Annotated in this window: 23 protein-coding genes and 1 other RNA gene; 14 read left to right on the top strand and 10 right to left on the bottom strand. The window is 68.4% G+C overall.

What is annotated here, in order from left to right:
- Nucleotides 1-3: 3 nt before the first annotated feature.
- Nucleotides 4-615 carry a ComEA family DNA-binding protein gene (locus tag ACP26O_RS09410; RefSeq protein ID WP_175664820.1) on the bottom strand — a complete coding sequence of 204 codons (612 nt, stop codon included), beginning with the start codon at nucleotides 613-615 and terminating at the stop codon, nucleotides 4-6.
- A 300-nt stretch (nucleotides 616-915) separates the two neighbouring features.
- Between ACP26O_RS09410 and ACP26O_RS09405 the strand changes: the two genes are divergently transcribed.
- Both ACP26O_RS09405 and ACP26O_RS09400 read left to right on the top strand, forming a co-directional pair.
- Nucleotides 916-1,377 carry a MerR family transcriptional regulator gene (locus ACP26O_RS09405; RefSeq protein ID WP_175664819.1) on the top strand — a complete coding sequence of 154 codons (462 nt, stop codon included), beginning with the start codon at nucleotides 916-918 and terminating at the stop codon, nucleotides 1,375-1,377.
- Nucleotides 1,361-1,795, top strand: a complete 435-nt coding sequence (locus tag ACP26O_RS09400) for a carboxymuconolactone decarboxylase family protein (RefSeq protein WP_011657044.1) — start codon at nucleotides 1,361-1,363, stop codon at nucleotides 1,793-1,795. Before ACP26O_RS09405 ends, ACP26O_RS09400 begins: the two co-directional genes overlap by 17 nt.
- A gap of 28 nt (nucleotides 1,796-1,823) precedes the next feature.
- Here the strand turns inward: ACP26O_RS09400 and ACP26O_RS09395 are convergent, their stop codons facing one another.
- Nucleotides 1,824-3,755, bottom strand: coding sequence for a sigma-54-dependent Fis family transcriptional regulator (locus ACP26O_RS09395; RefSeq protein WP_175664818.1), 1,932 nt, complete (start codon nucleotides 3,753-3,755; stop codon nucleotides 1,824-1,826).
- Nucleotides 3,756-4,278: 523 nt separating this feature from the next.
- On the opposite strand from ACP26O_RS09395, the gene ACP26O_RS09390 reads away from it, so the two are divergent.
- From ACP26O_RS09390 to lipA, 5 genes are all read left to right on the top strand, one after another.
- Nucleotides 4,279-5,337 carry an ATP-NAD kinase family protein gene (locus tag ACP26O_RS09390; protein WP_175664817.1) on the top strand — a complete coding sequence of 353 codons (1,059 nt, stop codon included), beginning with the start codon at nucleotides 4,279-4,281 and terminating at the stop codon, nucleotides 5,335-5,337.
- 98 nt (nucleotides 5,338-5,435) lie between these two features.
- Entirely contained in the window at nucleotides 5,436-6,419 is a 984-nt protein-coding gene (locus tag ACP26O_RS09385; protein ID WP_011657041.1) for a thiamine pyrophosphate-dependent dehydrogenase E1 component subunit alpha, read from the top strand.
- A gap of 68 nt (nucleotides 6,420-6,487) precedes the next feature.
- Complete coding sequence (locus ACP26O_RS09380) at nucleotides 6,488-7,492, top strand: alpha-ketoacid dehydrogenase subunit beta (RefSeq protein ID WP_126227995.1); 1,005 nt, start codon at nucleotides 6,488-6,490, stop codon at nucleotides 7,490-7,492.
- Between the two features lie 4 nt (nucleotides 7,493-7,496).
- Entirely contained in the window at nucleotides 7,497-8,612 is a 1,116-nt protein-coding gene (locus ACP26O_RS09375; RefSeq protein WP_175664816.1) for an acetoin dehydrogenase dihydrolipoyllysine-residue acetyltransferase subunit, read from the top strand.
- Nucleotides 8,613-8,614: 2 nt separating this feature from the next.
- Nucleotides 8,615-9,580 carry a lipoyl synthase gene (gene lipA / locus ACP26O_RS09370; protein ID WP_175664815.1) on the top strand — a complete coding sequence of 322 codons (966 nt, stop codon included), beginning with the start codon at nucleotides 8,615-8,617 and terminating at the stop codon, nucleotides 9,578-9,580.
- A gap of 15 nt (nucleotides 9,581-9,595) precedes the next feature.
- On the opposite strand, the gene ACP26O_RS09365 is transcribed toward lipA, so the two are convergent.
- The 8 genes from ACP26O_RS09365 to trxA all read right to left on the bottom strand — a co-directional run bounded on the left by ACP26O_RS09365 (nucleotide 9,596) and on the right by trxA (nucleotide 18,186).
- Nucleotides 9,596-10,951: an MATE family efflux transporter gene (locus tag ACP26O_RS09365; protein ID WP_175664814.1), complete on the bottom strand. Its 1,356-nt coding sequence runs from the start codon at nucleotides 10,949-10,951 to the stop codon at nucleotides 9,596-9,598.
- Nucleotides 10,952-10,953: 2 nt separating this feature from the next.
- Nucleotides 10,954-12,711: an ArnT family glycosyltransferase gene (locus tag ACP26O_RS09360; protein ID WP_426356236.1), complete on the bottom strand. Its 1,758-nt coding sequence runs from the start codon at nucleotides 12,709-12,711 to the stop codon at nucleotides 10,954-10,956.
- 216 nt (nucleotides 12,712-12,927) lie between these two features.
- Nucleotides 12,928-13,191, bottom strand: coding sequence for a type B 50S ribosomal protein L31 (locus ACP26O_RS09355; protein ID WP_006761151.1), 264 nt, complete (start codon nucleotides 13,189-13,191; stop codon nucleotides 12,928-12,930).
- 158 nt (nucleotides 13,192-13,349) lie between these two features.
- Nucleotides 13,350-14,180 carry a zinc-dependent peptidase gene (locus tag ACP26O_RS09350; RefSeq protein WP_175664813.1) on the bottom strand — a complete coding sequence of 277 codons (831 nt, stop codon included), beginning with the start codon at nucleotides 14,178-14,180 and terminating at the stop codon, nucleotides 13,350-13,352.
- A gap of 38 nt (nucleotides 14,181-14,218) precedes the next feature.
- Nucleotides 14,219-15,775 carry an MFS transporter gene (locus ACP26O_RS09345; RefSeq protein WP_175664812.1) on the bottom strand — a complete coding sequence of 519 codons (1,557 nt, stop codon included), beginning with the start codon at nucleotides 15,773-15,775 and terminating at the stop codon, nucleotides 14,219-14,221.
- A complete protein-coding gene (locus ACP26O_RS09340; RefSeq protein ID WP_175664811.1) occupies nucleotides 15,772-16,272 on the bottom strand; it encodes a MerR family transcriptional regulator in 501 nt (166 codons plus the stop codon). The genes ACP26O_RS09345 and ACP26O_RS09340 overlap by 4 nt, the downstream gene beginning before the upstream one ends.
- Before the next feature lie 129 nt (nucleotides 16,273-16,401).
- Nucleotides 16,402-17,664 (bottom strand): transcription termination factor Rho, encoded by a 1,263-nt coding sequence (gene rho / locus ACP26O_RS09335; RefSeq protein WP_006753675.1) that lies wholly within the window; start codon nucleotides 17,662-17,664, stop codon nucleotides 16,402-16,404.
- 195 nt (nucleotides 17,665-17,859) lie between these two features.
- Nucleotides 17,860-18,186 carry a thioredoxin TrxA gene (gene trxA / locus ACP26O_RS09330; RefSeq protein WP_006402348.1) on the bottom strand — a complete coding sequence of 109 codons (327 nt, stop codon included), beginning with the start codon at nucleotides 18,184-18,186 and terminating at the stop codon, nucleotides 17,860-17,862.
- 402 nt (nucleotides 18,187-18,588) lie between these two features.
- On the opposite strand from trxA, the gene ffs reads away from it, so the two are divergent.
- The 7 genes from ffs (at nucleotide 18,589) to ACP26O_RS09295 (ending at nucleotide 25,461) form a co-directional block, all read left to right on the top strand.
- Nucleotides 18,589-18,687, top strand: an RNA gene (ffs, locus tag ACP26O_RS09325) — signal recognition particle sRNA small type.
- 127 nt (nucleotides 18,688-18,814) lie between these two features.
- On the top strand, nucleotides 18,815-21,250 hold the full coding sequence (locus tag ACP26O_RS09320; protein WP_175664810.1) for a DNA polymerase III subunit gamma/tau: 2,436 nt from the start codon (nucleotides 18,815-18,817) through the stop codon (nucleotides 21,248-21,250).
- Nucleotides 21,251-21,344: 94 nt separating this feature from the next.
- The gene (locus ACP26O_RS09315) at nucleotides 21,345-21,671 is read left to right on the top strand and encodes a YbaB/EbfC family nucleoid-associated protein (protein ID WP_006755698.1); all 327 of its coding nucleotides are present in this window, start codon (nucleotides 21,345-21,347) and stop codon (nucleotides 21,669-21,671) included.
- 40 nt (nucleotides 21,672-21,711) lie between these two features.
- Entirely contained in the window at nucleotides 21,712-22,308 is a 597-nt protein-coding gene (gene recR / locus ACP26O_RS09310; RefSeq protein ID WP_006755697.1) for a recombination mediator RecR, read from the top strand.
- A gap of 48 nt (nucleotides 22,309-22,356) precedes the next feature.
- The gene (locus ACP26O_RS09305; protein ID WP_175664809.1) at nucleotides 22,357-23,562 is read left to right on the top strand and encodes a CaiB/BaiF CoA transferase family protein; all 1,206 of its coding nucleotides are present in this window, start codon (nucleotides 22,357-22,359) and stop codon (nucleotides 23,560-23,562) included.
- Nucleotides 23,563-23,770: 208 nt separating this feature from the next.
- On the top strand, nucleotides 23,771-24,532 hold the full coding sequence (surE, locus tag ACP26O_RS09300) for a 5'/3'-nucleotidase SurE (RefSeq protein ID WP_011657030.1): 762 nt from the start codon (nucleotides 23,771-23,773) through the stop codon (nucleotides 24,530-24,532).
- On the top strand, nucleotides 24,529-25,461 hold the full coding sequence (locus tag ACP26O_RS09295) for a protein-L-isoaspartate(D-aspartate) O-methyltransferase (protein ID WP_175664808.1): 933 nt from the start codon (nucleotides 24,529-24,531) through the stop codon (nucleotides 25,459-25,461). The genes surE and ACP26O_RS09295 overlap by 4 nt, the downstream gene beginning before the upstream one ends.
- Nucleotides 25,462-25,463 lie beyond the last annotated feature (2 nt).

The following is a 25,463-nucleotide window of genomic DNA, read 5'->3' as shown; positions in this document are numbered from 1 at the left end:
ACATCAGGCGCCCGACGCCGCGGCGGCGGAGGCTGCCTTGTCCTTCTTGCTCTTCTTCTTCGAACCCTTGGTCGCCTTCGTGGACGACGCCGCGGCCGGCGCGCTCGCGCCCGCGCCCGCATCGGCGGATGCCGCCGCGGCTGCGGCCGCCTTCTCTTTCTTCGATGCTCGCTTGCTCTTGGCGGGCTTGGACGCCGCTTCCGGCGCGCTGGCGGCCGGTGCGGTCGCCGTCGTGCCGGTCGTCGTGGTCGTCGGCGTCGATGCGGTGCCTGCCGACGTCGTGGCCGACGGGGTCGCCGACGTCGTCGCGGCCGGCTTCGACAGCTTCACGCCCTTCGGCGGCGTCGACGAGCCGCCGATCGTCAGGCCGTTCTCCTCGAGATGCCCGACCGACTTCGTGCCGAGGCCCTTCACGCGGTTCGCGAGATCGTCCGCGTCCTTGAACGGGCCGTTCTTGGTGCGTTCGTCGATGATCGCCTTCGACTTCACGGGCCCGAGACCCTTCACCGCTTCGAGCGCGGCCTGATCGGCCGTGTTGACTTCGACGGCCGCGGCGAGGCCGGCGGCAAGCGACAGCGACAGCGCGACGAACAGCATCAGCAGCTTTTTCAGCATGGCAAGGGCTCCCTGGTTCTGACGGATGAATGGGCGTTGCAACGGACGACTGGACGAGGCCCGGCCGGGCGTCGCCGTTAAGCATAGGACAAATGCGTGCCCTTTTTAAGACAGGCCATGACCGAATCTTGCTGAAGGCTTGCGCCGCTGTAAAGACGGAAAGCTGCACCGGGCCGCGGTTTTGACCATTCTTTACGGTGTCCGCGATGCGGTCCACGGCGCGGACCGAAAATTATTTGATCTGGCCGTGCGACGATGCTTGACTTAGAGTGAACTCTAACTCCTAACCTTGTTCCTGCCATGTCGAAAACCGTATCCAAACCTTCCGCCGCCGGTCCGCTGACGATCGGGCAAGTCGCCGAACTGACCGGCGTGTCGACGCATACGTTGCGGTATTACGAGCAGGCCGGCCTGCTGCGCGCGATTTCGCGCACGGCGGCCGGGCACCGGCTCTATGCGCCGGCCGACCTTGACTGGCTCGCCTTCGTGATGCGCCTGAAGGCGACCGGCATGCCGATCGCGCAGATGCAGCAGTTCGCGGCGTTGCGGGCCCAAGGCGAGTCGACGTTCGGTGAGCGGCGGCGGTTGCTGTCCGCGCATCGCGATGCGGTGCGCGCGCACATTGCCGAGCTGCAGGCGAGCCTCGACGCGATCGGCGACAAGATCGCGTACTACGAGACGCAGGAACGCGAGACGGAACGACGGGCGAAACCTACTCATTCACTCTCTGAACTGGACGGACACCATGGAACGACTCGTTGAAGACCGCTATACGCGTGGCTGGAACAAGCTGAAGGAAATCGACGGCGAAGCGGGCGAACGCGTGGTCGCGGCGCTCGCGCCGATCGCGCCCGACTTCGGGCGGCTGCTCGTCGAGTTCAGCTTCGGCGACATCTACAGCCGGCCGCAGCTCGACCTGAAGGCGCGCGAGATTGCGACGATCGCCGCGCTCGCTGCGCTCGGCAATGCGCAGCCGCAACTGAAGGTGCATATCGAGGGCGCGCTGAACGTCGGCTGCACGCGCGAAGAGATCGTCGAGGTGTTCATGCAGATGGCCGTCTACGCAGGATTCCCGGCCGCGTTGAACGCGTTGTTCGCCGCGCACGAGGTGTTCACGCGGCGTGATGAAGCGCTCGGCCGGGACGGCGCGGAAACCGAGGCGGCCGCGCACACGGCGTGATGCGAAGCGTGCCGATGCGTCGCGGGCATCAGATGCGGTGCGGCGCGACGATCCGGTGCTTGGCGATTCGCCGGTACAGCGTCGCGCGCGAGATGCCGAGCGCCTTCGCGGCCGCATCGGGTCGCCAGCGATGCGCGGTGAGCGCCGCGACGATGCGGCCGCGTTCGTCGTCCGGCAGTGCGCCGGCCGGACCGGCGCCGAGCTGCGTGGCGAGATCGGCCGGCAGGTCGCGCCGCGTCACGCACGCGGCGTCGCATACCGCGCACGCATAGCGCAGCACGTTGCGCAGCTGGCGCACGTTGCCGGGCCACGGATACGCGGCGAGCTGCGCGGCGAGCGTCGGGTCGAGCGTGAGCACGTGGCCGGTCGCCTGCGCCTCCTCGGCGAACACCGTGGCGATCACGTCGCCCACGTCCGCGCGCTCGCGCAGCGGCGGCAGTTCGAACGTCGCGCCGCTCAACCGGTAATACAGGTCCTCGCGGAACGTGCCGTCGGCCACCATCCGCGCGAGATCGCGGTGGGTCGCGCAGATCACGTCGAGATCGACGCGCACGGGCGTGTCGCTGCCGAGCGGCACGACCTCGCCGTCGGCGAGCACGCGCAGCAGGCGCGTCTGCAGCGTGAGCGGCATGTCGCCGATTTCGTCGAGGAACAGCGTGCCGCCGTCGGCGAGCGCGATCTTGCCGCGCGCGCCGTGCTTGCGCGCGCCGGTGAACGCACCGGCCGCATAGCCGAACAGCTCGCTTTCGATCAGTGCCTCGGGCAGCGCGCCGCAGTTGACCGCGACGAACGGGCGCGCACGCCGCGCGCCGGCGTCGTGGATCGCGCGGGCGAACACCTCCTTTCCGGCGCCGGTTTCGCCCAGCACGAGAATCGGCAGCCGCTTGCTCGCGACCCGCAGCGCGAGTTCGGCCTGCTGCGCGACGCGCGTGTCGCTGCTGTGCAGGAACGGCGTCAGCGCGCCGACGTGGCGCTGCGCGGTGCCGGGGCGGCGTGAGGCCTGGGCGGCCCGTGCCGTGCCGGTTTCGCGGCCCGCACGCCGTAGCGGGGCGCGCAGTCGCGCATAGAGCGGCGCGCCGGTCGCGCGCAGCCGCAGCGCGACAATCGCATCGAGCCGCGCGGCGTCGCGCAGCGGCATCTCGGTCGCATCGAAGATCTCGTCGATATGGCGCGGCTCGCGCAGCGCCGGCAGCGCGTCGCGCGCGTGCCGGTTCGCGGCGACGATATTGCCGCATTCGTCGAACGCGATCAGCCATTCGGGCTGCGCCTCGACGTAGTGACGGTTCGGATGCCCGAACAATATCCAGTGCTGCGCGGTGCTGTGCACGAAATAGCCGTCCTCGATCAGCGCCGCGCTCTGCCGCACGAGCTGGTACACGAGACGCTGGCTGTCGCGGCCGTCGGGCGACTGGACGGCCGACGCGTCGAGCACGCCGATCAGTTCGCCGCCCGGCGAGAAGATCGGGGCTGCGCTGCAGGTGAGCGTGGTGAACGCCGCGCGGAAGTGGTCGGTCTTGTGCACGGTGATCGGCGCGAGATCGGTCAGCACGCTCGCGACGCCGCACGTGCCTTCCTCGCTTTCCGACCAGCACGAGCCGATGTGCAGCCCCGCATGGCGGAAGTCGTTGCGGCGCTCGCGGTCGATCCGGTAGTCGATCGTCACGCCATGCGCGTCGGTCAGCATCACGCAATAGTCGGCGACCCGAATCATCTCGTGCAGGCGCGTCAGGCATTGGCCCGATGCGCGCAGGAACGCCTCCTCCTTGTCGCGCACCTCGCGCAACTCGGCCGCGGTCAGCACGCGCGGGCCGATCGACGAAGCGGGGTCGAGCGCGTAGCGCTCGAGCGAGCGCTGCCATGACGACACGAGACGCGCGGAATCGGCCGGCGCGGGCAGGCGCCCGGCGAGCGCGCCGAGCACACGGTCGGCGTGCTGGGCCTGGGGGACGGCATAGGGCATGGTCGGCTCCGGTTCCGTACGGCGGGGATTTCGATGCTCTTGTAGCACATCCGCGGCGGCGGATCACATTGCATCGCAGCACGCGCGCGACCTGAGACGTTCGTCTCACCGGCATCTCAGCCCGTCTCGCGCAGTTGAGACGCGTAGACACACACGGCAACACGGTGGTCGGGAGCGCGGCGATGCGTGCAACGCCGCGATGCGCGTGCGTTGCAGGTCAAACGGCAATGACGATCACGGCGCCGAAGCCGCCGTGTCGACAGATACACCACGTGAGACGCGCGGCCTGTTTCGCTCCGCTTCGCGCCGGCCGGCCGCAGGTGCCGGTGACGTGCGCGCCCCGCGGAGCCAGTCTCCACAAGGGTTTCGGGGACATTGCACACGCGATGGCACGCCGCTTGCAGATAGGACGGGCAACACCGGCGCGATCGCGTCGGCGACGACGATCCGCCGCCCTCGATGACGGCGGACGACACATGAAGGCCGGTGCGCGAGCGCCGGTCCACTGGATGGAGACAAGCCCGTGACGACGCCCGTGACCGTCGGCGTGATCGCGAACCCCGCATCGGGGCGCGACATTCGCCGTCTGACGACGCATGCATCCGTGTTTCCGACCGCGGAAAAAGCCAACATGGTCGTGCGCCTGCTTGCCGGCCTCGGCGCGATGGGCGTCGAGCGCGTGCTGACCCTGCGCGACAAGACGGGCATCGCGACGCTGCTGATGCGAGCGCTCGATACGCATCGCGCGCTTGCACCGCACGAACGCTGGCCCGACGTCGAATTCGTCGACCTGCCGATCTCCGACACGGTTGCCGACACGCACGCCGGCGCTGCGTACATGCGCCGGAGGGAAGTCGCGCTGATCGTCGTGCTCGGCGGCGACGGTACCCATCGCGCGGTCGCCGCGCACTGCGGCGCGACACCGCTCGTCGCGCTGTCCACCGGCACCAACAACGCGTTTCCCGAACATCGCGAGGCGACCGTCGCGGGCATCGCGGCAGGACTGGCCGCGACCGGCGCCGTGCCGGCCGAGATCGCGTTCGTGCGCAACAAGCGGCTCGTCGTGCGCGGCGTGGCGGGCGCGAACGCCGGCCGCGAGGAGATCGCGCTCGTCGACGTGTGCGCGGCACGCCAGCGCTTCATCGGCGCGCGGGCGATCTCGGGGCCCGACGACATCGACACCCTGTACCTGACCTTCGCGGAGCCGGACGGCATCGGCCTGTCCGCGCTCGGCGGCGCGTGGGCGCCGCTCGAGCGCAGCGCGCCGCACGGGCTCGCGATGCGCTTCGCCGCCGACGGCAACGCGGCCGGCACGCCGCTCGTCGCGCCAATCGCCCCCGGCCGCGTCGATCGCGTCGTGATGCGCAGCTGCGAGCGGCTCGAACAGGGTGCGTGGCAGACGATCCCGTTCGAGCGCGGCACGCTCGCGTTCGACGGCGAGCGCGAGCTCGAGGTCGCGCGCGGCGATCGCTACGAGATCGCGCTCGACTGGCGCGGGCCGCTCACCGTCGATGTGGGCCGCACGCTGCGTTACGCGTCGTCGCGTCAGGTGTTGCGCGCCGCGGGCGCGTGGCGCGACTGACGGCAGCTTCACGTTTCACCGACGGCCGCAGGCCGTGCAATCCGTCGCCGGGGCGTTGCCGCGGCGGCATTCGCAGTCAGACCTACCAGGAGACACACATGACCGTTTCGACACAGCTCAGCAGGGACAAGCTGCTGGACGCCTACCGGCTGATGCGCACGATCCGCGAATTCGAGGAACGTCTGCACGTCGAGTTCGCGACCGGCGAAATCCCGGGGTTCGTCCACCTGTATGCGGGCGAGGAGGCATCCGCGGTCGGCACGATGCTGCACCTCGGTCTCGAGGACTACGTCGCGACCACGCACCGCGGGCACGGCCACTGCATCGCGAAAGGCGTCGACGTGCACGGGATGATGGCCGAGATCTACGGCAAGAAGACGGGCGTCTGCCGCGGCAAGGGCGGCTCGATGCACATCGCCGACCTGTCGATGGGGATGCTCGGCGCGAACGGGATCGTCGGCGCGGGCGGCCCGCTCGTGTGCGGCGCGGCGCTCGCGGCCAAGCACAAGAAGACCGGCGGGGTCGGCGTGTGCTTCTTCGGCGACGGCGCGTCGAACCAGGGCGTGATCTTCGAATCGATGAACCTCGCGTCGGTGTGGCGACTGCCGGCGATCTTCGTGGCCGAAAACAACGGCTATGCGGAAGCGACGGCGTCGAGCTGGTCGGTCGCGACCGACAACATCGCCGATCGCGCGAACGGCTTCGGGATGCCCGGCGTGATCGTCGACGGCTTCGACTTCTTCGCGGTGCACGAGGCGCTCGGCGAAGCGGTCGCACGCGCGCGCAGCGGCGGCGGCCCGACGCTCGTCGAGGTGAAGTTCACGCGCTACTTCGGCCACTTCGAAGGCGATGCGCAGACCTATCGCGCGCCGGGCGAAGTGCAGAAGCTGCGCGACGAGAAGGACTGCCTGAAGCATTTCGAAACACGCGTCGTGCGCGCCGAAGCGCTGACGACCGACGAGCTGCGTGCCGTCGATGCGCAGGTGAAGACGCTGATCGACGACGCGGTCGCGCAGGCGAAGGCCGCGCCGCTGCCGGACGCGGCCGACCTGCTGGCCGACGTGTACGTGTCGTACCCGTGAATGCGATGTGACACGGCAGCCCTCAGCTGGCGGCCGGCACGGCGAACCGAATATCCCAGGAGACAGACATGGCAAGGAAGATTACTTATTCGCAGGCGATCAACGAGGCGCTCGCGCAGGAAATGGCGCGCGACGACAGCGTGATCGTGATGGGCGAGGACAATGCAGGCGGCGCGGGCGCGCCGGGCGAGGACGACGCGTGGGGCGGCGTGCTCGGCGTGACGAAGGGGCTGTTCCACAAGTTTCCGGGCCGCGTGCTCGACACGCCGCTGTCGGAGGGCGGCTACATCGGCGCGGCGGTCGGTGCGGCCGCATGCGGGATGCGGCCCGTCGCGGAGTTGATGTTCATCGATTTCATGGGCGTGTGCTTCGACCAGATCTTCAACCAGGCCGCGAAATTCCGCTACATGTTCGGCGGCAAGGCCGTGACGCCGGTCGTGATCCGCGCGATGTACGGTGCCGGTCTGCGCGCGGCCGCGCAGCATTCGCAGATGCTCACGTCGCTGTTTACGCACATCCCGGGGCTGAAGGTCGTGTGCCCGGCGACGCCGTATGACGCGAAGGGGCTGCTGATCCAGGCGATCCGCGACGACGATCCCGTGATCTTCCTCGAACACAAGCTGCTCTACACGCGGGAAGGCGACGTACCTGAGGAATCCTATGCGATTCCGTTCGGCGAGGCGAGCGTCGTGCGCGAAGGCGACGACGCGACGATCGTCACGTACGGCCGGATGGTGCATCTCGCGACCGACGCGGCCGCGAAGCTGGCGAAAGACGGCATCCACGTCGACGTGATCGACCTGCGCACGACGTCGCCGCTCGACGAGGAAACGATCCTCGAAAGCGCGGCGCGCACCGGCCGCGTGGTGGTCGTCGACGAGGCAAACCCGCGCTGCTCGATCGCGACCGATATCGCCGCGCTCGTCGCGCAGCGCGCGTTCCGGACGCTCAAGGCGCCGATCGAGCTCGTGACCGCGCCGCACACGCCCACGCCGTTCGCCGGCGTGCTGGAAGACCTGTATATCCCGTCCGCCGATGCGATCGCGCAGGCGGTACTGAAGACGAGGAGCTGACACGATGTCGATTCACATGATCACGATGCCCAAGTGGGGGCTGTCGATGGAGCAGGGGCAGGTCAACGGCTGGCTGAAGGCAATCGGCGAGCGCGTGACGAAGGGCGACGAAGTGCTCGACGTCGAGACCGACAAGATCTCTTCGGGTGTCGAGTGCGCGTTCGACGGCACGCTGCGCCGACAGGTCGCGCAGGAGGGCGAGACGCTGCCGGTCGGTGCGCTGCTCGGCGTGGTGGCGGCGGCCGAAGCGAGCGATGCCGACATCGATGCGGCGATCGCCGAATTTCAGCGCGATTTCACGCCGAGTGCGGCCGCTGACGATGGCGGCGGCCCGCAGCCCGAGAAGGCGCAGATCGGCGGCCGCACGATCCGGTTCCTGAAGCTCGGCGACGGCACGGGCACGCCCGCGGTGCTGATCCACGGCTTCGGCGGCGACCTGAACAACTGGCTGTTCAACCATGCGGAACTCGCCGCGCACCGGCCCGTGTGGGCGCTCGATCTGCCCGGGCATGGCGAGTCGGCCAAGGCGGTCGACACCGGCAGCCTCGACGAACTGGCCGACGCGGTGCTCGCGCTGCTCGACGCGCAGCATATCGACCGCGCGCACCTGATCGGCCATTCGATGGGCGGCGCGGTCGCGATGGCGGCGGCCGAGCGTGCGCCGCAACGCGTGGCGTCCTTGACGCTGATCGCGAGCGCCGGGCTCGGCGCCGACATCAACCGCGGCTACATCGACGGCTTTGTCGCCGGCAACAGCCGCAATACGCTGAAGCCGCACCTCGGTGCGCTGTTCGCAGACCACGCGCTCGTCACGCGGCAACTGGTCGAGGACCTCGTCAAGTACAAGCGGCTCGAAGGCGTGCAGGCCGCGCTGGAGAAGGTCGCGAACGCCGCGTTCGACGGCGCGGCCCAGCGGCGCGTGTTCCGCGACCGCGTCGCGTCGCTCGCGCCGCGCACGCTCGTGATCTGGGGCGAGCGCGACGAGGTGATTCCCGCGCAGCATGCGCAGGGCTTGCCGGACGGCGTGCGGGCCGAGGTGATCGCGGGCAGCGGCCACATGGTGCAGATGGAGGCGGCTGCCGACGTGAACCGCCTGATCGTCGCGTTTCTCGGAGACTGACGATGGCCGCCGCGCTCGAACGACCCAGCCTCACCGCGCTCGGCCAGCCGGGCGCGAGGAGCCGCGACAAGCTCGCGCGCATTCCGGTGCGCGTCGAGCCCGCGGCCGGCGCGGCGCTGCCGAAGCCGCCGTGGCTGCGGGCGCGGCCGATGATGAGCGGGGCGGTCGCCGACATGGCGGCCGTGCTGCGCGATCATCGGCTGCATTCCGTCTGCGAGGAGGCCATGTGCCCGAACATCGGCGAATGCTTCGCGCAGCGCACCGCGACCTTCATGATCATGGGCGGGCTGTGCACGCGGCGCTGCCCGTTCTGCGATGTCGCGCACGGCCGTCCCGAGCCGCTCGATCCCGGCGAGCCCGCGCGACTCGCGGCCGCGGTCGCGGCGCTCGGGCTGCGCTACGTCGTGATCACGTCGGTCGATCGCGACGACCTGCGCGACGGCGGCGCCGCGCATTTTGCCGCCTGCATCGCGGCGGTGCGCGCGAGCGTGCCGGGCATCGGCGTCGAGGTGCTGACGCCCGATTTCCGGGGCCGCGTTCCGCGTGCGCTCGACGCGTTGTCGTCGGCGTGGCCGGACGTGTTCAATCACAACATCGAGACGGTGCCGTCGCTGTACCGGGCGGCGCGCCCCGGCGCCGACTATCGCGGCTCGCTCGAACTGCTCGCGCAGGCGAAGGCCGCGCGGCCGACGCTCGTGACGAAATCGGGATTGATGCTCGGGCTCGGCGAGCGCGACGACGAGGTGCGCGACACACTGCATGACCTGCGCGCGCACGAGGTCGATGTATTGACGCTCGGCCAGTATCTCGCACCGTCCGCGCACCATCTGCCGGTGCGGCGCTACGTGAGCCCCGATGCGTTCGCCGCATGGCGCGCCGAGGGGCTGGCGCTCGGTTTCAGGGAAGTCGTGGCCGGCCCGCTCGTGCGGTCGTCGTATCACGCGGCCGACGTGCTGGAGGACGCGTAGGCTGCTGACAGCGGGTCAGGCGCCGGCGTACAGCGCCGCGCGGCTGACGCGGCGCAGGTAGAGGGCGAGTCCCGCCCCGGCGAGCATCAGGCTGATCGTGTTCGCGAACCAGAAGCCGCGCGCACCGGTCAGCCATGCCGGCGCGATGCCGCCGATGTCGAAGCCGAGCACGTAGCCACCGCCGAGCCCGACGCCCCACAGCGCGACCGCGTAGATCACGGTCGGCACGACCGCGACCTTGTACGCGCGCAGCACGAATGCCGACGTGATCTGCAGCGCATCGAAGAAGTGATAGCAGGTGACGATCGCGACCAGCGGCAGCGCGGCGGCCACCACGGCCGGGTTCGGCGTGTAGCCGCTGACGATCAGCGGGCGCAGCGTGAACACGAGTACGCCATACGCGGCCGCGATCCCGCACGCGAGCATCACGCTGTGCCGGCCGAGCAGGCGCGCTTCGTCCGGACGGCCGGCACCGAGCGCGCGCGCGACCAGCGTCGATGCCGCGACGCCGATCGACAGCGGCGTCATGTACAGCACCGCGCTGATGTTGCCGGCGATCTGATGGCCGGCGAGCGTCGTCGTGCCGAACTGCGCGATGAAGAGCGCCATGCACGTGAACGACGTGACCTCGATCAGGTACGACAGGCCCATCGGCACGCCGAGCTTGAGGATCGCCTTCTGGCGCACCCAGACGGGCCAGCAAAAGCGCGAGAAGATCGCGAGCGGCGTGAACACGTCGAGCTTCGCGAGCAGCGTGAAGCCGATCAGCGCGAGCGCCCAGTTGATCAGCGTGCTGGCGAGCCCGCAACCGGGGCCGCCGAGAGCCGGCACGCCGAACCCGCCGAAGATGAACCACACGTTGAGCGGAAACTTGAGCAGCAGCGCGCCGATCTGCAGGATCATCGCGAGGCGCGGCTTGCCGGCCGCGTTGGTCAGCGCGTTGTAGATCCGGAACACGAGGCTCGCAGGCAGCCCGTACGACAGGATGCGCAGGTAATCGACGGTGCGCTCGTGCAGCGCGGGCGGCGCGTGGGCGATGTGCAGCAGCGGTTCGGGAAAATGCAGCAGCAGGAAGCCGGGCACCGCGAGCATCAGCGCGAGCCACAGCGCCTGGCGGACTTCCTCGCCGATCTCGGCGTAGCGCCGGGCGCCGTACAGCTGCCCGGTGATCGGCTGCAGCGCGGACAGGATGCCCGTCATCCCGATGTAGATCGACACGTAGATCGACGAACCGAGCCCGAGCGCGGCCAGGTCGATGGCCGAGTAGCGGCCGACCATCGCCGTGTCGATCACGCCGAACGCGATGATCGCGAGCTGGCCGACGAGCACCGGCCATGCGAGACCGACGATCCGGCGGATGTCGGCGAACATCGTCAATCGACCGTCCGGCGGCGCGGGCCACGGCGCTTGACGGGCGTCGTCGGCCGCTCGATGCGTTCGTACAGACGGAAGCGCTCGTCGCGGTCGGCAACACGGCGGCCTTCCCACACGAGACGCCACACGTATTGCGACATCGCGCTCGGCTCGCCGAAGTCCGCGCGGTCCTGGCGCAGGATCACGTCGCACTCGCCCGAGAATTCGAAGTGCATGTCGCCGAAGTACGCGAAGGTCGCGATCTGCGCATCACCGAGCCGCACCGGCGAGATGCACGCGTAATCCTTCGGCAGATGCGACGCGATCTGCTGCGCGACGTCGCTGTAGGTCCGGCCGTAGTTGACGATCGGCAGCCACAGCGTCATCAGCAGCACCCACATCAGCGTGGTGCCCGCGCTCGACAGCACGACGCTGCGCCACAGCACCTTCGGCTGGCGCGAGATGCGCCAGCGCGCGAGCAGGCACCAGCACACGGTGACGATCACCGCGCAGATGAACGACAGGATCTTGAAGTGCGGCTCGTAGCCCGGCACGAGGCGCGCGAGGTTACGAGCGAGCGGATGCGGGAAGCCGGTGAGCGACGCGAGCCACACGAGCCACACGAAGGTGCCGAGGATCGTGAAGCTCAGCACCGCGAACCAGTCGATCGCGTTGATCGCGCCGCGTTTGAGCGTGGGCAGCGCGAAGGTGGCGAGCACGGCGAGCGGCGGCAGCAGCAGCATGTACATGCGGTTGGACTGCTGGCTCTGCAGGATCACGAGCGCGACGAGCGGCACGACGACCGACAGCGGAATCGCGATGTGCGCGCGGCGGCGCATGCCGGCCCAGCTCCACCAGGCCCAGATCGCGAGCGGCCACGCGGGCCACGTGAAGAGCGGCAGGTTCTTCGCCGCATAGCCGAGCACCGCGGTCGGCGGGCCCGAGAAGCGCATCAGGCTGCCGTGGATCCACTGGTTGAAGAACCACGCGGCGTCGTCGGGCGCCGCGTTGAAGGCGGCGAGCGGCCACAGCGCGGAGATTGCGGCCGCGAGCGCCACGCCGATCAGCGGCAGGCGCAGGTTGCGCATCTCCGGCGTGATGAGCCACAGCGCGGCCGTGCCGGCGAGCAGCGCGACCACGAGCACCGGGTTGCCGGACAGGCCGACGAGGCCCATCGCGACGCCCCACCACAGCGCGCCCTGCATCGGCTTGTCGATGCCGCGCACGATGCCGTACACGAGCATCGCGATCCACGCGAACTGCGCGAGCTGCGGCGTCGTTTCGTGGCCGCGCTCCGCGAGCCCGAAGCATGCGACGAGGATCAGCAGCGCGCCGTCGGCGAGCGTGCGGCCGTAGTCGCGCGGCTCCGGCTCGCCGCCGAATGCGTACTTGAACGGCTGGACCTCGGCGCGCCGGCCGAGCAGGTAGGCGGCGTACCAGACGAACGCGCATGCGACGCAGAACAGCACGCCCGTGTCGACGCGCGACGCGTTGCTCGCGTCGACCCACGGCGCCAGCGCGCGGATCGACAGCGCGCCGAGCCAGTAGCCGAGCGGCCCGTCGGTCGTGATGAACTTGCCGACGAGATTCGGCAGCAGCCAGTCGTGCCAGCTGCCGGTGGCCATCGTCCACATCACGCCGAAGCCCGCCGCGTCTTCGTTCTTCCACGGGTCCCGGCCGAACAGGCCGAACGCCGCGTAGACGAGGCAGAGCGTAAGCAGCAGCCAGCGCGGCAGCGCACGCGTGGCGGAGGCGGTGAGACGGACGACAGGCTTCATGCAGATGAGCGTTTTGTTATGGGCGGCCGGCGCGGGCGCGCGCGGTCGAGCCGGTTTCTAGCATCCGGCATTGTAGACGTGCCGGGTGTTGCGCGTCAGGGGGTTCCTCGGGGCGCCGGCCGGCGGTTGCGGCGCGAGCAGAGACAAAAAAGGGCAGCCTGGGCTGCCCTTTTGTGCGATACCGGTGCGTTGCAACCACCGGATGCGGCGCGAAGCTTACTTCGCGAGTTTGCCGCTGGCGCGTGCGCCGAACTTGTTCTTGAACTTCTCGACACGGCCTGCCGTGTCCATGATCTTTTGCTGGCCGGTGTAGAACGAGTGCGATTCCGACGACACTTCGATCTTGGCGAGCGGGTAGGTTTTGCCGTCGAGTTCGATGTTTTCACGCGTCTGGATCGTCGAGCGCGTGATGAACTTGAAGCCGTTCGACATGTCTTGGAAGACGACTTCGCGGTAGTTCGGGTGGATGCCTTCTTTCATGGTCTTTCCTTGGTGAGAGCGGTAGCCAACCCGCCGCTTGCCGTATCGGAGCGCAAAATTGCGCTGCCAGACGACGCCAAGCCCGGCGCGAGCCACTTGCCTAAGGTCGAAAAACGGCGATTATGCCAGAAAATCAGATGGTTGACGAATAATTTTCATCACGCGCCGAGGGCGCCCGTGCGGGCCGGATCCTGCCGGTAGTAGCGCGCGAGCAGCCGGTACAGCTCCGGAAATTCGGACTCGAACGCGCGCGGCCGCACGAACAGCGCCTCGCTGCACACCGCGAAGAATTCCGACGGGTGGTCGGCCGCATAGGGATCGATCAGCGATTCCCGTTCGAAGCGCGCCCACGCGCGGTCCGGCACCGCGTCGACGCGTGCGCAGAACTGGTCGTACGCATGCTCGAACACGTCGGCCCAGGCCTGCGCGTCGAGGTGCGGCGCGTGCCAGCGGCGAAAAAGGGGCGGATAGCCGTCGGCCTCGCCGTTGACCATGTCGATCTTGTGCGCGAACTCGTGGATCACGACGTTGTACGCGTCGCGGCCGTCCGTCATCTGCGCGTCTTCCCACGACAGGATCACCGGGCCGCCTTCCCACGCTTCGCCGCTCGCGTCCTGCTCGACTTCATGGACGACGCCGTCCTCGTCCTGCACGGTCTTGCGGATCACGAATTCGCCCGGATACACGACGACGCCGACCCAGCCGTCGTACAGCGACAAATCCAGATTCAGCACGGGCAGGCATGCCTGCGCGGCGATCGCGACGATCATCTCGTCGGTCAGCTCGAGCCCGTGCGCGGTCGAAAACGACTTCTTCGCGATGAACAGGCTCGTGAGCTCGCGCAGCCGGCCCAGGTCGCCGGGCGTCAGTGCGTCGAGAAACGGCAGGCGCGCCACGGTGTCCTGCCACAACGCATCGGCAATCGGATGGCTGCGCAGCGCGCGGTCGCGGCGGCGGTCGTCGAACCAGCGGGTCAGTTTCGAAAGCATGGAGGCAGCGCGGGAAGATCCAAAGCCTGTCTTTTAACTCAATCGATCTCTTTTTGCCATGCCGCGAAGAGGCCGCCGACGAGCGCGACGCCCGCGAGGAAATAGAAACCGTCGAGCGACGCGAGGAACGACGCCTGTTGCGCGACCATCCGCGCGACCGACGCGATCGCAAGGGCGTGCGCGTCGTTCAGCGCATGGCCGGCTGCCGCATAGCTGCGCGTGAGCGCGTCGACGGTCTGCTGGAACAGTGGATCGAACACGTTCGCGCGCTCGACGAGCCGCGTCTGATGCACGGCCAGCCGGTGCTGCTCGACGATGATCACCGACGACGTCGCGAACGAGATCGTCAGTTGCCGCACGATGTTCTTCAGCCGGTAGCCGTGCGTGTATTCGTCGATCGCGAAGATACGGAACGTCAGGTTCGCGACCGGCAGCACGATGAACAGCAGCAAGAGCCCGCGCAGCAGCAGCGGGCCGATCAATGCGGCCTCGCCGACCTGCGGCGTCATCCGCGTCATCCACAGCGCGGCGGCGATCGCGATCGCGAAACCCGGCACCACGAACCATTTCTTGTGCGTGACGTGCTTCGCATAGCGCAGGTACGCGAACAGCGCGGTCGCCGAGATCAGCGACATCGTGCCGACCAGGCGCCCGGCGTTCTCGACCGGATAGCCGAGCCCGCCTTCGAGCAGGCGGGAGGTCAGGTAGCTGAAGCCGGTCGACTCGTAGTAATAGAACATGTACAGCAGCAATCCGACCTGGAACGTGCGCTCGCGAAACGCATGCAGCCGCACGAGCGGTGTCGGATGGTGCCACTGGTGATAGGCGAACCACGCGAGCGCGGCCACGCCGACGAACGTCAGCATGATCAGCATCGGCGAGCCGCTGTAGAGCTGGTAGTGCACCTGCTGCAGCACGATCTGCAGCGCGCCTTGCGCGAGCGCGAACACGATGTACGGCCAGAAATGTCCGGAGCCGCGCACGTCGTCGGGCGTCCTGCCCGAATCGGGCAGCGTGAGGAGGGCGAGGATCGCGAACGCGATACCCGCGGGCGCCGTGCACGCGAACAGCGCGCGCCACGTCGAATGCGCGACGAGCAGCCCGCCGACGATCGGCGCGAGCGCGCTGCCGAGCAGGATCATGATCAGGAACGCGCGCGTGGCGGGCGGCCGCGCCTGCGGCTTGAAGCTGATCTGGATCAGGATCCGGCACGCACCCATCATCGGACCGATGAAGTAGCCCTGGAAGCCGCGCGCGAACGCGAGCTCGAGCGACGTGTCGGCGAATGCCGCCGCGATCGCGCCGAACGAGAACATCAGCATGCAGCCGGCGACGTAGCGGCGATGTCCGAGCCGGTCGACCCACCATTGCTGCTGCAGGATGCCGAGCACCGCCGTGACCGCATAGGCGCTGGACGACCACACGAGTTCGTCGGGCGACGCGTTGATGCCGCCTGCGATGTAGCTCGCGAAGAACGAGAAGACTGCGTTGTCGAAGTAGTCGATGCCGGTGACGAGCGCGAGCGCCCACGGAAAGAGGTCCGCGCGCAGGTTCGCGCGGCTCCACAGTGGCGAGCGACCGCGCGCGACGTTCATTCCCGGCCCTTGCGCGCGCGGCGCGTGCGGGCTTCGGCCTGCCGCTGCGCGATCAGCGCGTCGGGATTTTCGCCCGCGAGCCGTCGCTCGATGTAGTCGATGTCGTGCTGCAGTTCCTTGCGCAGCGCGACGGCTTCCTTCAGTTCGCGCTGGACGGCCGCGATCCGCTGGTCGAGCGTGTCGATCTGCTCGGCGAGGCCCGTGCGGATGTCGCGCAGCGACGCGTCCGAATAGCGGCGCCGGCCGTCGCCCGTTTCTTCCAGCGGACGCTTGAGCATCTCGGTGATGCCGTGCAGCGAAAAGCCGAGCGCGCGCAGCCGCAGGATGCGGCCGAAGCGTTCGAGATCGGCTTCATCGTAAAGGCGATAGCGGCCGCCGCTGCGCGACGGCGTGACGAGTCCGCGCTCCTCGTAATACTTCAGCGTGCGCGGTGTGACGCCGAGCCGCGACGCGGCGTCACTCACGGTCAGCAACGGGGCGGAGGCATCGTTCGGCATGGGGAGGGGGCGGGCTTCGGTCGTGCGATGGCGCGATTATAGATCAACCTGTACGTTCACGTACAGGTTGGGTCGAAAAAACGGCCGCCGGGCAAAAGCGCGGGCGGCCGTTCGTGCGGGCGAGGGCGATCAGCCGCCGCGGCGCATCAGGTCGAAGAACTCGGAGTTGCTCTTCGTCTGGCGGATCTTGTCGAGCAGGAATTCCATGGCCTCGACTTCGTCCATGTCGTGGATGAACTTGCGCAGCACCCAGATCTTTTGAAGGATCTCGGGCTTGATCAGCATTTCTTCGCGACGCGTGCCCGACTTGTTCAGGTTGATCGACGGATAGACGCGCTTTTCCGCGAGGCGGCGCTCGAGGTGCACTTCCATGTTGCCGGTGCCCTTGAACTCTTCGTAGATCACGTCGTCCATGCGGCTGCCGGTTTCGATCAGCGCGGTGCCGATGATCGTCAGCGAGCCGCCTTCCTCGATGTTGCGCGCCGCGCCGAAGAAGCGTTTCGGGCGCTGCAGTGCGTTCGCGTCGACACCGCCCGTCAGCACCTTGCCCGACGCCGGGATCACGGTGTTGTAAGCGCGTGCGAGACGCGTGATCGAGTCGAGCAGAATCACGACGTCGTGCTTCATTTCGACGAGGCGCTTGGCCTTCTCGATCACCATTTCGGCGACCTGCACGTGACGCGTGGCCGGTTCGTCGAACGTCGATGCGATCACTTCGCCGGCGACCGAGCGCTGCATTTCGGTCACTTCTTCGGGGCGCTCGTCGATCAGCAGCACGAACAGGACGACGTCCGGGTGGTTCTGCTTGATCGCGTGTGCGATGTGCTGGAGCATCACGGTCTTGCCCGACTTCGGCGACGCGACCAGCAGGCCGCGCTGGCCCTTGCCGATCGGCGCGATCATGTCGATGATGCGGCCCGTGACGTTCTCTTCGCCGCGCATCTCGCGTTCGAGCGCCAGCGGCTTGTTCGGGTGCAGCGGCGTGAGGTTCTCGAACATGATCTTGTGTTTCGAGGCCTCGGGCGGCTGCCCGTTGACTTTGTCGACCTTCACCAGCGCGAAGTAGCGCTCGCCGTCCTTCGGCGTGCGGACTTCACCTTCGATCGTGTCGCCGGTGTGCAGATTGAAGCGGCGAATCTGCGACGGGCTGATATAGATGTCGTCGGTACTTGCGAGGTACGACATTTCCGGCGAGCGCAGGAAGCCGAAGCCGTCCGGGAGTACTTCGAGCGTGCCGTCGCCGAAGATCGTCTCTCCCGTCTTGGCGCGTTTTTTGAGAATGGCGAACATCAGCTCCTGCTTGCGCAGGCGGTTCGCGTTTTCGATCTCCAGGCCATTGGCCATTTCGATCAGTTCGGACACGTGCAGAGACTTGAGCTCGGATAAATGCATACGGAGAACCCGCCAGGGAGGAGAAGCGACGAAAAGAAATAAGGGAGGAGGGGCGAGCGGAGGCGCTCTGAGACTTAATGCGTCTTGTAGACGTTTTTTGATTCTAGCATACGCTGATTCGTGCCTGAGCGGCCGATCGGCGGCTTGGCGGCGGACGTGTTGTCGGTTGACAACACGTCCGAGGAACGGCCCGTATTACAGGTGGCTGTCCAGGAATGCGGTGAGCTGCGACTTCGACAGCGCGCCGACCTTCTGCGCGGCGGCCGCGCCGTTCTTGAACAGGATCAGCGTCGGGATGCCGCGCACGCCGAACTTCGCGGGCGTCGCCTGGTTGTCGTCGACGTTGATCTTCGCGATCTGCAGCTTGTCGCCGTAATCCTTCGCGACTTCGTCGAGGATCGGGGCGATCATCTTGCACGGGCCGCACCATTCGGCCCAGAAGTCGACGAGCACGGGCTTGTCGGATTTGACGACGTCCTGTTCGAACGATGCGTCGCTGATGTGTTTGATCTGTTCGCTCATTGGGTCAATACCTCTTACGGTTCGGGGACTGCCTGCTTGGCGCGTTGCGGCGCTCCGGCGGCCTTTCGGCTGCCGGCCGCTGCGGCAGGTCACTCCGCTCTCCGGAAGGAAGGGCGCAGGCGCTGCATGGCGCGGCTCGCGGGTCGTTCGGGCGTCATATTAGCCTAAATTGCTATCTGCTGCGGGCGGCGATAGTAGCCGCTACGCGAGTAGGGGTACGACGCGCCGTTCGACCGTTGTGTTCCAAAGGTGGAGGCCCGCATGCAAAATACAAGAGCCGCGGTTATTTGCTGCGTCTCGCCCCGGCTTCGTGTGCCCATGCGCGCGCCGGTTTGGTCGATCCCTCGCATTGTTGCGAACAAACGGTCGCATTCGACCGGAAGCGGTGATAGAATATGCCGTGACGGGCCTCCTCGCATGGTGGGGCGGTGAACCTGGTCAGGTCGGGAACGAAGCAGCCACAATCGTTTTCTGCCAGTGCCGAGGGTTGGGCTCGTCACCTTTCCTCTCGCCCCGTTCGTTGGGCGTTTTTTATTTCTGCGTCATTCTCCGTTTTTCCTGCGCCTTGCCCGTTCTCCGCACCGTTTCGCGTGTCGGCGCGGCGCAGCGTTACTGATACAATTTCCCGATGACCTATCAAGTTCTCGCACGCAAGTGGCGTCCGAAGGATTTCGCTTCGCTCGTCGGCCAGGAGCACGTCGTCAGGGCGCTCACGCACGCGCTCGACGGCGGGCGTCTCCATCACGCCTATCTGTTTACCGGCACCCGCGGCGTCGGCAAGACGACGCTGTCGCGGATCTTCGCGAAGGCGCTCAACTGTGAAACCGGCGTCACGTCGCAGCCGTGCGGCGTGTGCCGCGCGTGCCGCGAGATCGACGAAGGCCGCTTCGTCGACTACGTCGAGATGGACGCGGCGAGCAACCGCGGCGTCGACGAGATGGCCGCGCTGCTCGAGCGTGCGGTGTACGCGCCCGTCGATGCGCGCTTCAAGGTCTACATGATCGACGAAGTGCACATGCTGACGAACCACGCGTTCAACGCGATGCTGAAGACGCTCGAGGAGCCGCCGCCGCACGTCAAGTTCATCCTCGCGACGACCGACCCGCAGAAGATTCCCGTCACCGTGCTGTCGCGCTGCCTGCAGTTCAACCTGAAGCAGATGCCGGCCGGGCACATCGTGTCGCATCTCGAGCGGATTCTCGGCGAAGAGCAGATTTCGTTCGAGCTGCAGGCGCTGCGTCTGCTCGCGCGCGCCGCGCAGGGCAGCATGCGCGATGCGCTGTCGCTGACCGACCAGGCGATCGCCTATTCGGCGAACGAAGTGACCGAAGCGGCGGTGTCCGGCATGCTCGGCGCACTCGACCAGACCTACATGGTGCGGCTGCTCGATGCGCTCGCAGCGGGCAACGGCCCGGAGATCCTCGCGATCGCCGACGAGATGTCGCTGCGCAGCCTGTCGTTTTCCACCGCGCTGCAGGATCTCGCGAGCCTGCTGCACCGGATCGCATGGGCGCAGTTCGCGCCGGGCTCGGTGCTCGACGAATGGCCGGAAGCGGCCGACCTGCGCCGCTTCGCCGACGCGCTGAGCCCCGAGCAGGTTCAGCTGTTCTATCAGATCGCGACGGTCGGGCGCGCGGAGCTCGGCCTCGCGCCGGACGAATACGCCGGCTTCACGATGACGCTGCTGCGGATGCTCGCGTTCGAGCCGGCCGTCGGCGCCGGCAGTGCGCCGGGTGGCCAGCCGGCCGTGCCGCGTGCCGTCCCCGCGCCCGCGCCGCGTGCGACCGCCGCTGCCGCTGCCGCTGCGTCGGCTGCGGCGCCCAAGTCGCCAGCGATATCGGCACCCAAGCCGCCAGCGGCAGCCGCACCGGCCGCCGCCGCGGAGGCCGTACGCCCGCAGGCTGCCGCTCCGGTCGCGCCCACTGCGCGTCCGTCGCCGGTCCAGTCCGGCGATGCGGCGACTTCGTCGGCCGTGAAACCTGTGGCGACACCGGCAGCGACTGCGACCGAAGCGCCGGCCGCACCGCAGCCGGAAGCGAACCGGGCACCTCAGGCGGCACCGGTGAGCGATGCGCCGCCGGCCGTGCGCAACGAACCTGACTCGGCTGCCGCCGCCCAGCGCGTCGACGAACCTGAACCGCCTGCCGCCGCCAAGCGCGTCGCGGAACCTGCAGCGCATGCCGAGCCGGCGCCGCGTCCCACGCCGGCCGCGCCGGCCGCGCCTGCAGCTCGCCCGTCGGCCCGCGGTGGCGCAGCCGCCGCACTCGACGTGCTGCGCAATGCCGGCATGCGCGTGTCGTCCGACCGCTCGCGAGCAGACGCCGCGCCGAAATCGGCCGCGGCCCAGCCGGCCGCCGACAAACCGGCGCCGTCGCGTCCCGCCGTGCAGGTGCCGACGCCGCGGGCGGCAGCTCGCGCACCGCAGGCAGCCGACACGCGCCAGGCGCCGCCGCCGTGGGAAGACATCCCGCCGGACGAATACGTGCCGCTCAGCGCCGACGAGATGTTCGGCGGTGGGGCCGACGACGGCTTCGTCCCGGTATTCGACAGCGGCCCCGACGACGTGCGCATTGCGCCGAAGCCGGCGGAGGCCCGTCCGTCCGCACCCGTCGACACGCGTCCGCTGCCGCCCGCGATCGCGCTCGATCCGATCGGCTTCGACGGCGAATGGCCGGCGCTGGCCGCACGGTTGCCGCTGAAGGGCGTCGCGTATCAGCTGGCGTTCAACAGCGAGCTGACGGCCGTCGACGCGACGACGTTGAAACTGTCCGTGCCGGTGCCGCAGTATGCGGACGCCGCCCAGGTCGCGAAGCTGAAGGCCGCGCTGGCCGACGCGCTCGGCAAGCCGGTCGAGGTCGCCGTCGAGGTCGGGCCCGCGCGGCGCACCGCGGCAGCGCTCGATGCGGCTGCACGTGCGGCCCGCCAGCGCGAGGCCGAGCAGGAGATCCACGGCGATCCGTTCGTCCAGCAGCTCGTGCGTGATTTCGGCGCGCGTATCGTCGAAGGCTCGGTGCGGCCGCTCGCCGATTCGGCGCCGGACGGCGCGCCGCCCACGCTGCATTGAACGAATCGCACCGCGACAGGCACAATCACGCCCGCACACATTGACCGACATGCGCCGCGTGCCGGTTTTCACACGATCAAGAAGGAGTATTCCCATGTTGAAAGGCAACCTCGCCGGACTGATGAAGCAAGCGCAGCAAATGCAGGAAAACATGAAGAAGATGCAGGAGCAGCTTGCGCAGATCGAAGTCGAAGGGCAGTCGGGTGCCGGCCTCGTCAAGGTGACGATGACGTGCCGCAACGAAGTGCGTCGCGTGGCGATCGACCCGAGCCTGCTCGCGGACGACAAGGACATGCTCGAGGATCTGGTCGCGGCCGCGTTCAACGATGCCGTGCGCAAGGCCGAAGCCACGTCGCAGGAGAAGATGAGCGGCATGACGTCGGGCCTGCCGCTGCCCCCGGGTTTCAAGCTGCCGTTCTGAGCGCAGCGTCCGTTCAGCCCGTTCAGCCTCCAGCCGCCGTATGAAACAGCCGTCCGCCCTGTCCGCGCTCGTCGAGGCGCTGCGTGTCCTGCCCGGCGTCGGGCCGAAATCCGCGCAGCGCATGGCGTACCACCTGATGCAGCACGATCGGGAGGGCGCGGAGCGGCTCGGCCGGTCGCTGCTGTTCGCGACCGAGCACCTGCAGCACTGCGAGAAGTGCAACACGTTCACGGAAGCGCAGATCTGCGAGGTGTGCAGCGACGACGAGCGTGATCCGACGCTGCTGTGCGTCGTCGAGACGCCGGCCGACCAGATCATGCTCGAGCAGACGATGACGTACCGCGGGCTGTATTTCGTGCTGATGGGGCGGCTGAGCCCGCTCGACGGGATCGGCCCGAAGGAAATCCATTTCGACCGCCTCGTGCGGCGCGCGTCCGACGGCGTCGTCAAGGAGGTCGTGCTCGCGACCAACTTCACGAACGAGGGCGAAGCCACCGCGCACTACCTCGGCCAGACGCTGAAGGCGCGCGGGCTCGCGGTCACGCGCCTCGCGCGCGGCGTGCCGGTCGGCGGCGAGCTCGAATACGTCGACGCGGGCACCATCGCCCGCGCGATGCTCGACCGCCGCACGATGTAAGCCGGGCGCCGCCGGCGAGCGGCGCCGTTCCTCATGCCAGGGAGACACATGAGCACCAGCCAGGGCCCGCTCGCGGGCGTCAAAGTGCTCGAATTCGGGACGCTGATCGCGGGGCCGTTCGCGTCGCGCCTCTTGGCCGAATTCGGCGCGGAAGTGATCAAGATCGAGGATCCGAACGGCGGCGACCCGCTGCGCAAGTGGCGCAAGCTGCATCCGGAGCAGGGCGGCACGTCGCTGTGGTGGTCGGTCCAGGCGCGCAACAAGAAATCGGTCACCCTCAACCTGAAAACCGATGCCGGCAAGGCGATCGCGCGGCAGCTCGCGCGCGAGGCCGACATCGTGGTCGAAAACTTTCGCCCGGGCCTGCTCGAGAAGCTCGGCCTCGGCTACGACATCCTGTCGGCCGACAACCCCGGGCTCGTGATGGTGCGCCTGTCCGGCTACGGGCAGACGGGCCCGTACCGCGACCGGCCCGGCTTCGGCGCGATCGCCGAATCGATGGGCGGATTGCGTCACATCACCGGCTATCCGGATCTGCCGCCGCCGCGCATCGGGATCTCGATCGGCGACTCCATTGCCGCGCTGCACGGCGTGATCGGGGCGCTGATGGCGCTGCACCACCGCAACGTGAATGGCGGCGCGGGGCAGGTGGTCGACGTTGCGCTGTATGAAGCGGTGTTCAACATGATGGAAAGCGTGGTGCCCGAATACGGCGTGTACGGGATGGTGCGCGAGCGCACCGGCGCGTCGCTGCCCGGCATCGTGCCGTCGAACACCTACGCGTGTCGCGACGGCAGCATCGTGATCGGCGGCAACAGCGACCCGATCTTCAAGCGGCTGATGAAGGCGATCGAGCGCGACGACCTCGCGGACGATCCCGCGCTCGCAAGCAACGACGGACGCGTGCCGCGCACGCAGGAAATCGACGACGCGATCGCCGCGTGGCTCGCGCCGCGCACGATCGACGACGCGCTGGCCGTGCTCAACGCGGCCGACGTGCCGGCCGGGCGCATCTACAGCGCCGCCGACATGTTCACCGACCCGCAGTTCGTCGCGCGACAGATGATCCAGCGTTTCAAGCTCGCCGACGGCACCGACATTCCGTTGCCGAACGTCACGCCGAAGCTGTCCGGCACGCCGGGCGAAACGCGCTGGCTCGGGCCCGAACTCGGCGAGCACACGGACGAGGTGCTGCGCGGCCTCGGCTACGACGCGCAGGCGATCGCCGCGCTGCGCGAGGCCGGCGCGATCTGAGTATCCAGAGTGCCGGCGAAGCGCGCGGGGTTGCCCCGACGGGACTTCCTTCCGGGTCGATGACTGCGGGCGGCCGAGTGTTTTCCCGAGTGGGTGGAACGCCGCCGCGCAGTGCGGCGGCGCACCGCATGCGCGAGCTGCGTGCGGGCCCGTCAGACGCCGCCGGACTGTCGCTCTCGCGCCATCTTTCCTCGGTTACAATCGCCGGATGCGAATCCTACTCAGCAACGACGACGGCTATCTCGCCCCCGGTCTCGCCGCGCTCAGCGACGCGCTGCGGCCGTTGGCCGACCTCACCGTGATCGCACCCGAGCAGAACTGCAGCGGCGCGTCGAATTCCCTCACGCTGTCGCGGCCGCTGTCGGTGCAGCGCGCGACGAATACGGGTTTCTTCTACGTGAACGGCACGCCGACCGACTCGGTGCACGTCGCGTTGACGGGGATGGCCGACGAGCGTCCGGACCTCGTCGTGTCGGGGATCAACAACGGCCAGAACATGGGCGAAGACACCCTCTATTCAGGGACAGTTGCGGCCGCCACCGAAGGCATCATGTTCGGCGTGCCGGCCATCGCGTTTTCGCTGGCCGACAAGGGCTGGGCGCATCTGGCCGACGCCGCGCGCGTCGCCGCGGAAATCGTCGAGCATTACCTCGCGCATCCGCTGCCCGGTCAGCCGTTGCTGAACGTCAATATTCCGAATCTGCCGTACGACGAGCTGAGGGGCTGGAAGGTCACGCGCCTCGGCAAGCGCCACCCGTCGCAGCCGGTGATTCGCCAGACCGACCCGCGCGGCGAGCCGGTCTACTGGATCGGTGCGGCGGGTGCCGCGCTGGACGCGAGCGAAGGTACCGATTTCCACGCCGTCGCAAACGGTTTCGTGTCGATCACGCCGCTGCAGCTCGATCTCACGCATACGCAAATGCTGCCTGCAACGCGCGAATGGGCGCGCGCAGGCGGGCGGGCTTCATGAGCGGCGAGCGCGCGAAGCGGTTCCCGCTCGCGCTCGAAGATCTCAAGCGAGCGCCACGCAAATCGGAAGTCCGGTCCGGGTCCGGCGAACGCCATGCGGCGAGCGCGGTGCCGAAGGCCGCCGACAAGCCCGCTGCCGTGCTCAAGCCGGTGGCGAAGACGGGCGCCGCTCGCGCGCTGCCCGGCACGGCCGCCGCGAAGCCTGCGACCGCACCGAAGCCGACCGTGCTGAAGCCCGCGGTGCCGAAGCCGGCCGCGCCGACGATCGCGCCGGCCGGCGCGTTCGCGCTGACCTCGGAACGTGTGCGCGAGCGCATGGTCGAACGCCTGCGCGCGAACGGCGTGACCGACGCGCGCGTGCTGGATGCGATGGCCGCGGTGCCGCGCCACATGTTCGTGGATCCGGGGCTCGCGACGCAGGCCTACGAGGATGCCGCGTTGCCGATCGGCCACCAGCAAACGATCTCAAAGCCGTCGGTCGTCGCGCGCATGATCGAGCTCGCGATGGCCGGCCGCACACTCGAGCGCGTGCTCGAGATCGGCACCGGTTGCGGCTACCAGGCCGCGGTGCTGAGTCACGTGGCGCGCGACGTGTATTCGATTGAACGCATCAAGCCGCTCTACGAGCGCGCGAAGCTGAACCTGCGGCCGCTGCGCGTGCCGAACATCCGTTTGCATTATGGCGACGGGCGTGTCGGCCTGCCGTCCGCGGCCCCGTTCGACGCGATCGTGATCGCGGCGGCGGGGCTCGACGTGCCGCAGGCGCTGCTCGAGCAGCTCGCGATCGGCGGGCGGCTCGTCGCGCCGGTCGGCGCGCAGAGCGGGCAGCACCAGGTGCTCACGCTGGTCGAGCGCGTCGCGCCCGCGCAATGGCGAGAGTCCCGGCTTGATCGCGTTTTCTTTGTCCCTTTAAAATCCGGAGTGATTTGAAA

Origin of the sequence: Burkholderia sp. R-40 (assembly GCF_049942845.1) — a bacterium.
GTDB classification, from domain to species: Bacteria; Pseudomonadota; Gammaproteobacteria; order Burkholderiales; family Burkholderiaceae; genus Burkholderia; species Burkholderia ambifaria.
Note: the sequence above shows the minus strand (reverse complement) of the source record. Positions and strands in the feature narration are given on the sequence as shown.